The 16,084-nt window shown below is 39.0% G+C and carries 11 protein-coding genes; 3 read left to right on the top strand and 8 right to left on the bottom strand.

What is annotated here, in order from left to right:
- Positions 1 to 22 precede the first annotated feature (22 nt).
- Entirely contained in the window at positions 23 to 1,459 is a 1,437-nt protein-coding gene (locus tag KKC46_02540) for a sensor domain-containing diguanylate cyclase (GenBank protein ID MBU1052690.1), read from the bottom strand.
- Between the two features lie 552 nt (positions 1,460 to 2,011).
- Between KKC46_02540 and KKC46_02535 the strand changes: the two genes are divergently transcribed.
- Positions 2,012 to 3,310: a CBS domain-containing protein gene (locus tag KKC46_02535; GenBank protein ID MBU1052689.1), complete on the top strand. Its 1,299-nt coding sequence runs from the start codon at positions 2,012 to 2,014 to the stop codon at positions 3,308 to 3,310.
- 47 nt (positions 3,311 to 3,357) lie between these two features.
- Here the strand turns inward: KKC46_02535 and gptM are convergent, their stop codons facing one another.
- Both gptM and KKC46_02525 read right to left on the bottom strand, forming a co-directional pair.
- Positions 3,358 to 4,665 carry a geopeptide radical SAM maturase gene (gene gptM / locus KKC46_02530; protein MBU1052688.1) on the bottom strand — a complete coding sequence of 436 codons (1,308 nt, stop codon included), beginning with the start codon at positions 4,663 to 4,665 and terminating at the stop codon, positions 3,358 to 3,360.
- A 393-nt stretch (positions 4,666 to 5,058) separates the two neighbouring features.
- Positions 5,059 to 7,032, bottom strand: a complete 1,974-nt coding sequence (locus KKC46_02525) for a TonB-dependent receptor (protein ID MBU1052687.1) — start codon at positions 7,030 to 7,032, stop codon at positions 5,059 to 5,061.
- Between the two features lie 156 nt (positions 7,033 to 7,188).
- Between KKC46_02525 and KKC46_02520 the strand changes: the two genes are divergently transcribed.
- Positions 7,189 to 8,091, top strand: a complete 903-nt coding sequence (locus KKC46_02520) for an ABC transporter substrate-binding protein (protein MBU1052686.1) — start codon at positions 7,189 to 7,191, stop codon at positions 8,089 to 8,091.
- Positions 8,092 to 8,101: 10 nt separating this feature from the next.
- On the top strand, positions 8,102 to 10,417 hold the full coding sequence (locus KKC46_02515) for a response regulator (protein MBU1052685.1): 2,316 nt from the start codon (positions 8,102 to 8,104) through the stop codon (positions 10,415 to 10,417).
- 313 nt (positions 10,418 to 10,730) lie between these two features.
- Here the strand turns inward: KKC46_02515 and KKC46_02510 are convergent, their stop codons facing one another.
- The 5 genes from KKC46_02510 to KKC46_02490 form a co-directional block, all read right to left on the bottom strand.
- Complete coding sequence (locus tag KKC46_02510) at positions 10,731 to 11,291, bottom strand: sugar transferase (GenBank protein MBU1052684.1); 561 nt, start codon at positions 11,289 to 11,291, stop codon at positions 10,731 to 10,733.
- Between the two features lie 104 nt (positions 11,292 to 11,395).
- On the bottom strand, positions 11,396 to 12,352 hold the full coding sequence (locus KKC46_02505; protein MBU1052683.1) for an SDR family oxidoreductase: 957 nt from the start codon (positions 12,350 to 12,352) through the stop codon (positions 11,396 to 11,398).
- A 98-nt stretch (positions 12,353 to 12,450) separates the two neighbouring features.
- Positions 12,451 to 13,533 (bottom strand): glycosyltransferase family 4 protein, encoded by a 1,083-nt coding sequence (locus tag KKC46_02500; GenBank protein ID MBU1052682.1) that lies wholly within the window; start codon positions 13,531 to 13,533, stop codon positions 12,451 to 12,453.
- A gap of 114 nt (positions 13,534 to 13,647) precedes the next feature.
- Positions 13,648 to 14,730, bottom strand: coding sequence for a UDP-N-acetylglucosamine 2-epimerase (non-hydrolyzing) (gene wecB / locus KKC46_02495; GenBank protein ID MBU1052681.1), 1,083 nt, complete (start codon positions 14,728 to 14,730; stop codon positions 13,648 to 13,650).
- Positions 14,731 to 14,759: 29 nt separating this feature from the next.
- Positions 14,760 to 16,043 carry a class I SAM-dependent methyltransferase gene (locus KKC46_02490; GenBank protein MBU1052680.1) on the bottom strand — a complete coding sequence of 428 codons (1,284 nt, stop codon included), beginning with the start codon at positions 16,041 to 16,043 and terminating at the stop codon, positions 14,760 to 14,762.
- Positions 16,044 to 16,084 lie beyond the last annotated feature (41 nt).

Genomic DNA, 16,084 nt, shown 5'->3' with positions numbered 1-16,084 from the left:
GACAAAGCTTGAAAAAAGGATGCTATCCTTCATTGTCGCAGATAACCCTGTTCTTTCCCTCATTTTTTGCACAATACATGTGTTTGTCTGCTCTTGAGACAAAGGCTTGCTGCTTTTCACACGGTACATACTGGGTGCACCCGATACTCAAAGTCACAGCAAATTCCTCAGAAGAATTCACAGAAAAGGAAAAAGAAGCACAAGACTGCCTGATTCTCTCTGCTACTTTAGTGGAATTTTCAACCGAAGTTTCAGGAAGGATAACAACGAATTCCTCGCCTCCGTATCGGAAGGCTAAATCAGAATCCCGGATACAACTTCTTAGTACCTGGGCCAATCCTGCCAAAACCTTATCACCCTGGCTGTGACCGTAAGTATCATTAACAGTTTTGAAGTTATCAATGTCCATAAGGAGAAGTGATAGAGGCCGGCCATATCTGAGTGCTCTTGAGATCTCTCCTTCAAGTTGTGTATCAAGACACCTCTTGTTAAAAAGCCCGGTAAGGTCATCCACAATACTAAGCTGTTTGTATTTCTCTTCACTTATTTTTAAAGCTTCTTTTGTTTCTATAAGGGATTTTTCAGCTTTTACCCGGTCCGTGATATCCGTCAGGAATGTGACGATACCCACAAATTCAGGGCCGAAGGTACGAAGAGGTGTTGCGATGATAATATAGTGTGCGATTTCACCATCTGGAAGTGTCTTTTGTATTTCAATTTCAACGCGCGCCTCGCCTCCTTGTATCCTGGCAAAAGGGCATTTCGGCGTATTACAACATCCGCAAATAGAGGTCTCAAAGCATTTTTTCCCCTGAAGCTCTATTCTTGTCAAGCCGGTAACCTTTGAAATAGCATCATTAGCGCGAATGACATTACAATCCTTATCAATGAGCATTATGCAGCCTGCAACGGTTTTGAAAATCTGGTCCAACTCCAATCGGGATATTTCCGATTCAACCGTCAGGGTGTTTGCCCTTGAAAACGCATCTTCATGTTGCTGCTCCATCAAAACCAATTCTTTTTTGTGTATTTCCGCTTTTTCCTTGATTTCCATCAGTTCTAATAAGTTATATCTATGCTTGTCTGCGGCAAGAAGCTGGCACCGGAGCAATTCGGGATTAACAGGTTTGAACATAAAAAAATCCGCCTTACTTGCAGATACACTGCTAATTTTGTGATTATCTTCATTATACACCTGAACAACTATCTGATTCATGCTCGTGCAACATTTTTTATTTAACCTGTAAATTTCCGAATCTGTATTATCATTGGAACATTCGCGATCTATGATAACCAGGGCCGTCGTTAACTCATTCTCCAATTCTGAAAAGGCATTGGAAGCATCTTTGTGGACTATGATTTTGTAAGAAAGCTCATCCAGACCTGACGCAAGGGCATCACGAAAATCGGAATCTCTGGTAATAATAAACGCTTTTTTTTCTTCTTTTGATTTCGTCATATCACTCCTCAATCAAAGACCTGCAGAATATAATTCGAAAAACAAGAAAATACTAAAAAATTGTAGCAGACCCAACCTTGTTTATAATAAATACTGATCGATTAGCTTCAAATGTAGTCATACCCGGCACCTGAACAACTTATTAAAGCAAATGTCTAAATCTGAATATTTTAGAAGAGTTAAGATAAACTCTATTCATCATGCTATGTCTAATATGTCAATATTTTTTTAAGATATAATTACATTGATTTTAGCAAATCTGTTTGTTTTGCATGATAGCCGGATTCAATGACCGGTCATGTAGTAAGTATCAATAAGAATGTTGTTTTGTGAAAAGCTATAAGCGGGAAATATATTATTTTATTATCGTTTTTATAGAAACTGCCGATATATTATTTCAGAAGCTTGTTTTGAGTAACATTTACATTTAAGAACACTTAAGAATATAATTATATATTACAAGATATTATCAATTTTCTGTACTTAATATATTCTTTGTGTTAAAAATATTGGGAATTAAGATAAACAGTAAAGAATTGCGGACTGCTATTGATGGAAATTATTACAACACATAAAAACACGGATTTTGATGCTCTTGCATCCATGATTGCTGCAACAATTTTATATCCCGATGCTGTTTGTGTTCTTCCAAAAATGATAAATCCCAATGTCAAGGCCTTTCTTTCTATCCATAAAGACATATTTGATATGCATTCACCCGCTGAAATTGATTTTGATAAGGTTAAAAAATTAATTGTTGTTGATACAAGCAACTGGAACCGTCTTGACCGGTTAGATGCACTTTCAACAAGAAAAGATCTTGAGATCATATTATGGGATCACCATAGAGGTGACGGTGATATAACAGCAGCGTGGAAGTGCCGGGAAGAAGTCGGATCAAACATAACTCTTATGGTGCGCAGGCTGAAAAAAGAAAAAAAGAAAATATCTCCTATGCAGGCAACTCTTTTTCTAACCGGCCTTTATGAAGATACAGGGCATCTTAGCTTTTCATCTTCAACAGCAGAAGATGCCTATATGGCAGGTTTTCTTCTTGAAAAAAAGGCGGACTTAAACATTGTCAGTTCTTTTTTGCGCCAGGCATACGGGGAAAAACAAAAAAATATTCTGTTTGAAATGTTGCAAACTGCAAAAAGATCAAAAATAAACGGCTATTCTATCAGCATTAATAAACTTGCAATTAAAGGACATGTAAACAGCCTTGCCGTTGTTGTAGGTATGTACAGAGAGATTTTAAATGTTGATGCTACATTCGGAATATTCAGCAATAAAGAAAAAGACAGGTGTATGGTTATTGCCCGCAGTAATGCAGAAGGTTTAGATGTTGGTTCAATCATGCGCAGCATGGGCGGAGGAGGGCATCCCGGTGCCGCTTCTGCAATGTTGAAATCAGTTAATCCCAATGCGGTTGAGGAATGGATCACAGAACTCATTGAAGGCAATCAGCAGGCATCCGTACAGATAAGCGATTTAATGTCTTTTCCGGTTTTTACTGTAGAATCTGACATGTCTATGGGAAAGGTTGCTTCCATACTGAAGAAAAAGGGCTGTACCGGGCTTCCTGTTGTTGAAGGAGAAAAACTGGTTGGAGTAATTTCACGCAGAGATTTTATTAAAATAAAAAAAGAATCTCAGTTGGTATCTCCCGTAAAAGCATTTATGAGCACAAAAATTGTAACAATCGATCCGGGAAAAAGCCCTATTCAGGCTGCAAAACTAATGGCGAAGCATGATATAGGAAGGCTTCCGGTTGTTGAAAACGGGAGCATAATAGGCATTATTACGCGCTCGGATACTATGCTGTATTTTTATGATATGCTGCCGGATTGAATTTTTGACGAATTTGCAAACAGTAGAAAAAAACGGTGCGATTGGCCTTATCGGTTATCCGCTTTTAATTTATATTTAATGTCCTGCTTGACCAATGCTTCAAGTGAGGCATCAAGATAGGCTTTTTGGCAATCAACCGTATCTATAGTTCCATTGCGCAAAAACGTCATATACCTACATCCTCCATAACAAAGAGGCAAATATTCACAACCGGCGCAGTCCTCGTTTTTCCAGATACCGGGCTTATAAGAGGCACAATCTTTTGTGCCTGTCAGAAGATCTCCGACTTCATAACCTTTTTTACCTATAAAACCAGGACATTTGCAAACAACGCCATCGAAATTTACCACATAGGAGTTTGTAGATTCTACCATGCAGGTCATGGGCATAATCTTTTGCGTATTGTATCCTCTTTTTAAAATCTCTTCACGCAAGTACGCAACAACACCCATCAGCCATGGCTCATTAACTGAAGTACAGCCGCTTCCGTATTCGGGCAGCGAAAAATTCCCTTCGGGCTGTTTCATTACAGGGTCAAACTTTACTGAGGCAATTTTATCCGGCGTTAGCCCTTCTCTTGCCATATAATCAAGAAGCAAAGGAAATTTATCGTAGTTGTCCTTGGTAAAATTTCCACCTATGCCAATTTTTACAAGATCGCAAGTCTCTTTGATATTCTTGATGAGGGTAGCAAAGCTTTTGGCACCTGATTTAAAAGGCCTTGATTGATTATGAGTTTCGGCAGGGCCGTCTAAAGTGATTTTAACACCTTCAAGCCCTAAGGCAACCAGCTCCTCTGCCGTCTTTTTGGTAAAAAGAGAACCATTTGTGACAAGGGTAAAGCTGTAAGAGGCTCCTCTGCTTTCGGTAAATGACCTTAATGCTTTGGAAATACGTTTAATAAGGCCAATGCTCAAAAGGGGCTCTCCTCCGAAAAAATCTATAAGAAGAGATTTTTTATGGCGCGGGAATTTTTTTTTGATGAAATCTACAAGATGATCCGCAGTTTCATCCGACATATAGAGCTTTCCCTTCATGCCCCCTTCATAACAGTATGTGCATGCAAAATTACAGTCCAGATTAAGAACAGCTATGACATGCACACCGTTATTTTTTGTATTAAGATTATCGAAAAGTCTGAAAACGGCCTGCTTTTCCTCCTCTTTGTCATGAACTATCATGCCAAGCTTTGATAACAAAGCCTCATCGGAAGGAGAAAGCTCAACATTATTTTCAATGGCCTGATACGTTTCTTTATTAAGGATGATCTTTGACATCTTACGGGTGGAAAAAAGCAACAGTTGGCTTGGGCTTTCTTCGTAAGGATATACCTTGAGGTATCGTGAAAATTTCATAGAGTATAGAGAAAGTTAAAAAAAAGGGGAAGCGGCACTCCCCCTTTTTTAAAAAATTAATTATCTAAACGGAGTAAGTGGGCCAGAACAACAAATCCCAAAAGAATCTACAATATCATCCATCTTAATGCCTTCATCAAGTACTGCTATTTGTTCTTTGGTTTCTTCTCTTTTTTCTTCTGCCATAACATACCTCCTTTTTTTATAAATGCTGTTTATATTACATGTTGGTCTTAACATGTTTGCAAAAAGTTATAACCTTTTTTAACGCAGCTTCATTAAATATCACAAAGTTTATGCCAAACAACAGAACTTAAATTTTATTGGTTTAACCAATTTAAATACAAGGCTTATAACATTGTAATAACAGCAAAAACATATGAATGAACTGTTTTAAAATGAGAATCGTATTCCGGCTTCAAGCCATCTTTCCGGATTTTTAATATCGCTAAAGGTATATTGAGATCCGTTAAATATGTTGTGAGCTGTAAAAAATATTTCCGTTGCAGTTTTTTGGTTAGAGCAGATTTTTTTGCTTAGATTAAAGTCCCATATAAAATCATCGTAACTTGCCCCTGCCGCAGAATTAAAGTCCCACCACACATAGTGGCCGAAGAGCTGAGCATAGAAAGATTTTTTGTCATTATACTTTAAACCTATATTCCATGTGTAAATTCTTTCAGATCCTTCCTCGGTGGCAGGATTAATATCCACATAGACAAACCCGGACCGGCAAGAAAAATTATATATGGGAACCGTTTCCGCTTCAAGCTCAATTCCCTGCCGCCTGCTTGACCCGCTGTTGATAATCAAATCATTAAATGCCGGTGCTCCTCCAGCATACGGCTCCTTTTTGAGGACATCTTGTATCTTATGGTGAAACACCATAACCTTAGCCCAGAAATACCTTAAAGCGGTTGATTCCGCACCTGCCTGATAAGACCAGACCTTTTCAGGCTTAAGGGATGAATTCGGATCAAGGAATAATCCTCCTCCTGAGGTCCAGGAAAGGGGAGGCATGGTAAAGCCTCTTGCCACAGAAGCCCGTAAAATTGAATCTTCACCAAGCCGGTAGGTAGCTCCCAGAGAGGGGCTTGTAAAGGAGCCGGTAATGCTGTTATGATCGTAGCGGATACCGGGTGTAATCGACAATCTGTCGATTACTATAGTATCGTTAAAGTATACCGCCCACCGGTCAACATCGGGATGTGTTATTGATTTTGCCGGAGCATTTTTCGATTGTAGATAGGCCCCTGAGACAAATGTCTGATCGAGCTTACCACTGTCAGCATCAACACCAAGAACGGCTGTGTGCATTCCGTGCTTATATACAAGTTTGCCGCTTCCTCCGGTAGTTTTTTCTTCATAAAGGTTATCAGAAACAAATTGCCCGAGCGTACCATAAAGCCCCAGCCCCAAGGCCTTATTCACTATATCGCTTCTTTGTTTGAAATTATGTAATGATATATTCAAATCAAATTTCTCGGTAATGGATGCGTCAAAGTAAGCTGTTGTAAAAAAAGTTCGGCTGCTGTTTGTTGAACTGATGTCTCCGGTGGGGAAATCACCCAGTGAGTTTTGCGGGTCACTGTAGCCCATGCTAAAACCCATGGCCATATTTTCTGAAAAAGGGATATGAAATTTTGAATAAAAGCTATTGGTATCAAAGTCTCTCGAAGACATCTGACCTTCTGAATATTGCCTGCCGGCATACAGATAATAACCCACAATTCCTTCTTTTCCAAAGATCTCGGCCCTGTAATCCTGCGTATTTTTTTCACCATAAGAAGTGCTTACTGAACCAGAAGGTCTTTCAGAGCTTCCCGCTGCCTTTGTTATGATGTTAACAACACCTCCCAGGGCTGAACCCCAGGCAGATGATGCCGGTCCTTTAATGACCTCTATGCGCTCAATAATGCCGACAGGAATTGAATTGGTCTCGGCTGCTCCGCTGCTTAAGAAATTCCAGGTCATCCCATCCACCTGAACAAGTACGTGCATGTCTTCAGTACCCTGAATTTTTGTGAGGGAAGTTGAGCCGAAAATGCCTGTACCCTGGCTGGAAACAACAAACAGTCCGGGTATTCTTGCAAGAACTTCCGCCACCGTATGGGCATTCATCTCCTCTATTTCTTTTGCAGTGACAACCGTGATGTTTTCCGCAACCTGAGAAATGGGTTTAGGATGTCTGGTAGCAGACACAACAAGATCTTTTTCCTTATAAAACAGGCGAAGAACATCCATTTCATCTTGAGACTGGGCAGCGAAAGCCCCACAAAAGGCAGTCATTGTAAGAACAAAACAAAGCAAGAAGATGCATATTTTATGAAAATGGCTACATGAATAATTCATTTCTGTTTTCTTCATAAAAAGAGTTTTCAGAACAAATAATTTATGTTAATAATTTATTATTATTTTAATTTATTATCAATTTAATTTATTATTTTCAAGCAATTAATATATTTTTTTACAAAAACTTGAGAATTCGTTTGCATACATTCCAAGCCAGCATATGAGAATATAGTGATAAGAAAACTTTCCATACTGGTTATTTTAATATTTTTAACTCTTTGTCAGGATTTAGCCTGGGCCGGACAAGAGGTTGTGGTCGTCCAAAGTAGCAGAGTACAACCGTACGAAGATGCCATCGAGGGTTTCAAAAATGTTTGCGATACCCAGATTAAAAGGCTTATTATCTCAGAATTGCAAGGTGCAGATGTTGCAAGACAGATCAATATGATCAGTCCCGATATGGTTCTTGCAATAGGGATGGACGCCCTCTTGAAGATAAAAAGAATAAAAGATATTCCAGTTATATATGTCATGGTCTTAAATCCCTTGTCTATACTCTCCGGGGAAAAGAATATCGTCGGTGTCGGTATGCATATTTCCCAGGAAGAGCAGTTAGCTACTCTTTTATCCGTAATGCCGGAATTAAAAGCTATCGGCCTTTTATATGACAAGGATAGAACAGGCCATCTTGCAAAAGAGTCAAAAGATGCCGCTGGTAAATTTGCTATTGAACTGGTTGATAAGCAAGTTTATAATTCCAAGGATGTTCCTCAATTAATACAGGATATGGAAGGAAAGATAGATGCCTTCTGGATGCTCCCGGATCTGACGGTTATTACCCCTGAAACAGTTGAATTTATGCTTCTATTCTCCCTTGAAAACAAAATACCTATCATTGCATTTTCGGAAAAGTATGTGGAGATTGGAGCGCTAATGTCGATAGGCGTAGATGCTTTTGATATGGGTTCTCAGGCAGGAGAGATGGCTAAAAAGATACTCTCTGGAAGTAATATATTAAACGGTAAGCAGGTAGATGCAAGGAAAGCAATCATAACGATTAATCTTAATGTAGCAAAAAAGTTAGGAATTAGTATTGAAGAAAAAGTTATCAGGAAAGCAAGGGTCATTAACTAAAGGAAATGAAATGAGGCTGAATTTACTTAAAATCTTGAATGAAAATTTCCGCATAAAGGTCTTTGCTGCTATTTCCCTTTTTATATTTGTTATTTCTGTTTCATTCACGTCTTTATTTATTCATCACCAGGTTAAAACCCTGACAGACAATCTTATAAGAGATGGAAAAGTACTTACAAGCGTTCTTGCTTATAACTCAAGGCTTGGTGTATTTTCGGAAAATAAAGAACTGCTTGAGGGCCCTGCGGAGGGAATTTTCCAACAGGAGAATGTCTTAGATGTTTCTGTGTTTAATCTGGATGGGAAGTTGTTGAATAGTAAAGAAAGACCTAAGACAAGAATTTCAGAAAAGTCAAACGAAAGAGATGGACAAGGAAGAAATAAGATATTTGAGAAATTGAAAAAGTCTGCCTCCCCCTTTTATCTTGAGGATAAGAGCTATGTAGAATTCTGGGCACCTGTAATCTCAAGCTCAGGTCACCTTGTAAAAGAATCCATGTTTTTTATTAAAAATCCTCATCAGAAAAGTGACCGTCTTATTGGATTTGTCAAGATTACGATGGATAAGGAAATGCTGCATAAGCAGTTCAATGATATTTTATTTAAAAGCATCCTGATGGGTATTGTTTTCCTGATAATTGGTTCTGCAACTGCATACATCGCATTAAATAGAATAACAAAACCTCTTAACAGATTAACTAAAAGTGTTAAAATATTAGGAACGGAAGGAGTGGTCGAGGAGGTACCTGTTGAGACAGAAGATGAAATAGGTGAACTTGCAAAAGCCTTTAATAATATGGCGGAATCCTTAAAGGTAAGAGAAACGGCGCTTCGTGAGAGCGAGACACGCTATCGGACGCTTTTTGAAAATATGTTGGAGGGATTCGCGTATTGCCGGATGCTTTTCGAGAACGGCCAACCGCAGGACTTTATCTATCTTGTTGTCAACAATGCATTCAAAACCCAGACGGGATTGAATAATGTTGTCGGGAAGAAGGTTTCAGAGGTCATTCCCGGCATCCGTGAAGCCGATTCCGAGTTGTTAAAACGCTTTGCCCGTGTGGCATTGACCGGCCAGCCAGAGCGCTTCGAATACTATGCTAGCGCCATAAACGTTTGGTTTGATTTCTCCGTCTATTCACCGGATAAGGAGTATTTTATCGTGGTGTTCGATGACATTTCCGAGCGCAAACGTACGGAAGAAGATATTTTGAAGGCTCAAAAACTTGAATCCGTTGGGATACTTGCAGGAGGCATAGCTCATGATTTCAATAATATACTCACAGTCATTTTGGGAAATATTTCCCTTGCTAAGATGAATGTGAAATCTGGCAATAAGATATTTGATCTTTTGAGTGCTACGGAAGCTGCATCTAAGAGGGCACAGACACTAACAATGCAGTTATTGACTTTTGCTAAAGGCGGAGCACCTGTAAAGGAAGTTTATTCAATTGCTAAAATTCTGCAAGAGTCCTCACTCTTTGTATTGACCGGCTCAAAATCAAAATGCGATTTTTCTATAGCAAATAATCTCTGGCCGGTTGAGGCCGATGCAGGACAGATAAGCCAGGTCATTAACAATATTGTTATAAACGCGAACCAGGCTATGCCGGATGGTGGAGTCATACAGATTCGTGCCGAAAACAAACTAATAGAAGAGAAACATAACCTGCCTATCCAACCGGGCAGATACATCATGATTACTATCAAGGATCATGGGATAGGCATACCCGAAAATTATCTTTCAAAGATATTTGATCCTTATTTTTCAACCAAGCAAACGGGAATGGGTCTCGGACTTGCAACAGCCTATTCTGTTATCAAAAAGCACGCCGGGCACATATCGGTAAACTCTCGACCAGATTATGGAACTACATTTTACATTTACCTGCCTGCTTCCGGAAAAGAAATTCAGACAAAAGAAGAACCTGCCCTGTTAACAGGCAATGGTAAAATACTTATGATGGATGATGATAAATATTTAAGAATGATGGTTGAAGAAATGCTGGAGATGCTGGGTTATGAAGCAGGTTTCGCAAAAGATGGCGATGAAGCAATTGCAATGTTCAAAAAAGCCCGGGAATCCGGAGAACCCTATGATGCCATCATACTGGACTTAACCATTCCCGGTGGTATGGGAGGAAAGGATGTTATAAAGATATTGCTTGAAATAGATCCTGAAGTAAAGGCCGTCGTTTCCAGCGGTTACTCTGATGATCCGGTCATGTCAAATTTTCGTGAATATGGTTTCAAAGGCATGATGCCCAAGCCTTTTAATGACAATGACCTGGGTAAAGTGTTAAATGATATGTTGACAGTAACGTAACTATTCAGCGCCACACTAGTATATACTACTGTCGCATTATATGTTCCTGTTAACTTATAATCAGAAAAGCCAATCAATATTCATTTCCCCTCAAAAAAAGTTCTCATCCTCAAATTCCCCTCAGGAAAAGGGTGATTATGGGAATTGTATCATGGAGTTGTTTCGATATTCACATTACTTTCATACCGGGCTTTAAACCCCCGTTGGAAGATACGCAGTAGAGAGAAGAAAAGAAAGGGGCAAGAGTAAGCCAGAAACTTTTGATTTTCTTGGATTCACACATACCTGTAGCAAATATGAGCTTATCAGACTGTCAGTGCTGAACGCCTTTGCCGAATAAAACATTTATTACGGTTTTTGCCAATATTTTAAGATCAAACATAAAAGAGCGGTTTTGCAGGTAGTAATAATCAAAGTCCACTTTTACAGGAATCGGGAGATCGTCCCTGCCATTTATCTGTGCCCAGCCCGTAATGCCGGGTATAAGAGTGTGTATCCCTTTTGAGGTCCTGAGTTCAATAAGATCATCCTGGTTAAACAAAGCCGGTCTCGGTCCAACAAAGCTCATATCCCCCTTAAGCACACTGAATATCTGGGGGAGTTCATCCAGACTTGTTTTCCTGAGCCATCTGCCAACAGAAGTTACATGTTTTTCAGGATCTGATAAAAGATGTGTCGCAACAGCAGGAGTATTTGTTTTCATAGTGCGGAATTTCGGCATTTTAAATATAGTGTTGTTAATGCCTACTCTGTCGGACCAGTAAAAAACCGGTCCTTTTGAAGTTGTTTTAATGAGCAAAGCTATTGCCAGCACAGGCAGAAATAAAATAGCCAAAAGTATTAAAGAAATTATAAAATCAAATATCCGCTTCATAATAAAAGAGGAAAACTATCTTATAAGATTATGTAAGATTATGCGTTGATAATAAAAATACAATTTTACTGTAAAGTATTCCAGTAAAAACAGTCATCAATTTTTCAACTCCGGTTTTTGTACCATTCTGCTGTTTCTTTGAGACCCTGTTCCAATGTAAAAGGAGGCTTCCAATTTAATTCTTTTCTGATTTTTGATGCATCAACGTAAAGAGAACCCACAAGTCTTTCTATGGTATGAGATTTTCCGGTTAAGAAACCCCCAAGCCGTAACATAAATGGAGGTACATAAAACAATCTTGGCGGTTTCCCAAGTGATTTTGCGATTTGCCTGACGAGCTCCGGTGTAGATATATCATGTCCATCGCTCACAAGATAGATCCTTTGTTCTGCTCCTTTATATGCCAGACATTTTATAATAAGATCAACGAGATTACCCAGATATATCATGCTTCGTTTATTTTTAATACCGGCAACCGGAAGTGGAATTCCTTTGTCAACAGACTGTAACAATTTTAAAAAATTTGCTCTAACTCCCGGCCCATAGACCAACGGAATTCTGATAATTACTACCTTCATGCCGGTTTCATCAGCAACTGATTTTAACTTTTTTTCAGCTTCCAATTTACTCAGACCATATGGATCTTGTGGTTCAGGAACATCTTTTGCGGTATAAGGAGTTTCGCGACCTTCCCCGTTCACTTTAACTGTACTTATAAAAATAAAAAGCCGGACACCAGATAAAGCTGCACAGCGTGCAAGCCTCTCTGTTCCGGCTGTATTTACAAAACGATATTCAGAAAGAGGATCAGAAGATAAATCCTCCATAACATGGACCCGTCCGGCAAGATGTACTATTGTTTCTACATCTACCAATTCTTTCGACCAGTCCGTATCAGGACCGATTGAACCTGATTCTGTTATTTCAATTTCTTCGGGAAGACTTTGTATATTGATACGTGACCGGATAGAAGCACGAACAGCCCATTTTTTATTGACCAGTTCTTTACAAAGTGCTGTTCCTACAAAACCGGTTGCTCCGGTAACAAGCACATGATGCAATTAAAGACCTCCAGGCAATTTCAATACTTATGCCAAAAGCATAAATTTAGAATCTTTACTTTTTAAAATTCGTCTCGCTATATCAGGTACATGCTAATTTACTCGATAAAATGAGCTAAGATTTGTTCCGCAGCCCTTGAAACTGAAAACGTATTTTCCAGGAGAGTACGCGCATTGTTACCTAATTGACAACGCAAATTCTCATCTACTAATAACTTTCTTGCATTATCAGCGAGTTTGTCATCTTCTCCGTTGATGCAGACCAACCCCGCTTGTTTATCTTCCAGCATTTCTTTTATGTCATTTCCATGGTTTATGCTGGCTAATATAGGCTTGGCATGAAACATATAGCTCATCATCTTCCCTGGGAAATTATGCGATCTTAAGCGACGATCAAGAGAGATCAAACCCACATCAAACTCAGAGAGCATAGACATGTATTCCTGATGATTCACAGGATCGTGTATAGCAATATTAGTCAATCCCTTCAAATTTATTAACGACTTTAATCGGTTTACTTCACTTCCGCCGCCGACGATCAAAAAATAAGCGGCTGATTCATTTCGCAAATTATCTGCAAGACGTATAATATTATCTACATCCTGGGCGACACCGATATTGCCGCCATAAAAAAAAACTACTTTATTTTGTAATCCTAAGCGAACACGATATGAAGCGCACGGAGCATGTTCTTTAGTTAGGGATATCCAGTTGTAAAGCACCTCTAAACGATACTTCTTATCCAGTCCATTTTCTTTAAAATACAGCAGATTAGCTGGAGACTGAACTCTGATAATATCTGCTGCTTCGTAATTTTGCTGTTCTTTATATTTGAAATATCTATAAATTAAGCCCTTTCGCAAGACCCCGGTTTCCACTGCCCATTCTGGGAAAATATCGCCAAGGATTAAATAGGATGGACAGGTAAATTTCTTTTTCAACCATTTTACAAGAGAGCTAAAAAAAATTGATGGTGAGTAATAAATAATTAAATCGCAGGGATTATCATCAAAAAAGTGCTTTCCCTTTTTCCAAATAGTTTTTGAAAGCCTGATTTCGTTGAAGGCACGAACAAATCTTGTCGCTGATTTTATTTTACCAGCCCGAATTCTTAAAACCTTTATGCCATTTTCGCATGATACCTGATATTCTTGCAAAATGTTCTCATCAGGTGCTACCACTATAGGTTCATGGCCCAATCGATGGAATTCAACTGCAAGATCATGAATAAGCGTTGCACTCGACATGGTACTGGGCAAATAATATACGACAAAGAGCAATATTCGCATTGGCAATTAAAAATAATTAGTAATTTGACTTCTCAGGACATTGATGACAACTGAAGAGGGGCTGAAATCCTCATACAGATCATATCTTGCACTCCATTCCATGCTGACAGCAGTTTCAACCGCTTCCACAATGTTAACAGGCTCAATCCCTGCAACGATATGCGCTCCAGCCTCAACGGTTTCAGGTCGTTCCGTAGTCTTTCGCAGGCTGACGCACGGCACCTTATAGAACAGGCCTTCTTCGGGCGTAGTGCCGGAATCTCCAAGCAGACAGAATGCATTCATGCTGAGATGATTAAAATCGTAAAATCCCAATGGATCAATAATTCTTATTCCTTTTGGAATTGAGATATCTTTGGTTTTGCTTTTTGTCCGAGGATGCATAGGATAAATAACTTCTTTTTTGAACTTTTCATAAATCAAGCCGAGACCTTTCAGAATTGCCTGAAGAGACTCCATATCATCGACATTCTCTTTTCTATGCGCGGTCACTGAAACATACTCTTTGGGGCTTAATTTCAAAGTGTTAAGTATATTACTATTCTTAATTTTATCCTGAAATACCCGCATGACTTCAAACGTTGTATTACCGGAGACAAATATTTTTGACGGGTGAATATCTTCCCTGATAAGGTTTTCCCTGTGATACTGGTTAAACGGAAGCAATATATCTGATATATGATCAATTAAAATACGATTCTTCTGCTCCGGCATCCGCTTATCCCATGCCCTTAACCCGGCCTCCATGTGAAATATTTTTATCCCACGATTAGCAGCCGGTAATACTGATAGTCCGCTATAAGTGTCTCCTAAGACGATTAATGCATCAGGTTTAGTTTTTTCAAACAATTCATCACTTTTCCGGATAACATCGGCGACTTCTCTGCCATATGAACTTGTATCAATCTGAAGATCATAATCAGGCGCCCTCAGTTCTAAATCCTCAAAGAAAAAATCTTTCAGTTCCCTGGTAAAATTCTGGCTCGTATGAACCATTATATGATCAAAGTTCAGGTCATCCAACTTTTTTAATACCGACCACATTTTAATCATTTCGGGCCGAGTGCCCATTATTGTCATTACTTTCATTTTATTTCTCCGCTCTTTTCAAAAAAATTTCACTCCGACACAATTCTGACTTCCGGAAGCGGGATGATAAATTTCCCCCCCTTTTTAAGATAATCCTGTCTCTTTTTGATGACTTCATCGGTAAAAGCCCAGGCAAACAGCACAATGTAATCAGGAAAATCTGATTCAGTCGTAAATTCCCACGGCTTTATGGGCACGTGGGTTCCAGGGGTGAAGAAGCCGTGTTTTGCAGGTGCATCATCAACAACATAATCCAGATATCGTCCATCAATACCGCAGTAATTCATGATAATTGTTCCTCTACCGGATGCGCCATATCCAATAATCGTCTTGCCTTCATTTTTCAGGCGATCAAGCAGGTTTAAAAGCTGGTCCCTTGTTGCATTTACCTTTGCAGCATACTCAGAGTATGCATCTATCTTCTCAAACCCTTTATCTTTTTCATATTGCATCATATCTGTAACAGCAGATGAAATTATTTCAGTCCGTTGACCGATATTTTTCGCGTAGAAACGTACAGAACCGGATCTGACTCCTGGAATATATTTAGCATCAAATATTTCCATATCAAACTGTTTTAAGAAAGATACTAGTGCAGTCAGGGAATAATAGCTCATATGTTCATGATAAATCATGTCATACTGCATCTCGTCAATCAGGGTGCCCAGATAATAAATTTCAACTATAAATACGCCGTCATCTTTGAGTAAGCACTTTACCCCTTTCATGATATCAACCATGTCGTCGATATGGGCAAAAGAATAACTTGAGAGGACTGCATCAAATAGATCGTATCTTTCCCTTATCTGATATGCTAATTGTTCGCTGAAAAAATTGTTAATAACAATAAAATCTTCTGCGTTAATTAATGATTTTACCACATTTGTCGCGGGATCTACGCCGACACAGCGAACTCCCATTGCCGCTAACGGCTTGAGTAAGACACCATCATTACACCCGATCTCTAATACAGAGGGTTGGGGTATCGTTTCTAAGAAACGCTTTTTGACCTCTCCGGCAAACTCTGCAAAATGATTGACGAGGGTTCCTATGGCAGAAGAAAAAAAGAAATAATTTTCCTGAAACAAAACTTCAGCCGAAACAACGTTGCTTACTTGAACCAGATAACAATCCTGACAGAAGTTGAGATCCAGTGGATAATATTTTTCATTGGCGAAATCTTTTTCTTTAAGAAAACCACCAGCTAAGGGCATATTGCCAAAATCCAGTATATTAACTAAATTTGTGCCCTGACAAAATCGGCAGGTATCACGTCTGATAAATTCCCCTATTGGCTTATTTGTTATGAACACCACAATCTCCTTAAACTATTAACAATAAAAATTCTGTTTGT

The sequence above is a fragment of the Pseudomonadota bacterium genome (assembly GCA_018817425.1).
GTDB lineage: Bacteria > Desulfobacterota > Desulfobacteria > Desulfobacterales > RPRI01 > RPRI01.
This window is presented reverse-complemented; position numbering and strand designations above follow the sequence as displayed.

Excerpts from the sequence above, each read along its gene's own strand:
- KKC46_02540 (MBU1052690.1), bottom strand. The coding sequence starts at position 1,459 with ATGACGAAATCAAAAGAAGAAAAAAAAGCGTTTATTATTACCAGAGAT.
- KKC46_02535 (MBU1052689.1), top strand. The coding sequence starts at position 2,012 with ATGGAAATTATTACAACACATAAAAACACGGATTTTGATGCTCTTGCA.
- gptM (MBU1052688.1), bottom strand. The coding sequence starts at position 4,665 with ATGAAATTTTCACGATACCTCAAGGTATATCCTTACGAAGAAAGCCCA.
- KKC46_02525 (MBU1052687.1), bottom strand. The coding sequence starts at position 7,032 with ATGAAGAAAACAGAAATGAATTATTCATGTAGCCATTTTCATAAAATA.
- KKC46_02515 (MBU1052685.1), top strand. The coding sequence starts at position 8,102 with ATGAGGCTGAATTTACTTAAAATCTTGAATGAAAATTTCCGCATAAAG.
- KKC46_02510 (MBU1052684.1), bottom strand. The coding sequence starts at position 11,291 with ATGAAGCGGATATTTGATTTTATAATTTCTTTAATACTTTTGGCTATT.
- wecB (MBU1052681.1), bottom strand. The coding sequence starts at position 14,730 with ATGAAAGTAATGACAATAATGGGCACTCGGCCCGAAATGATTAAAATG.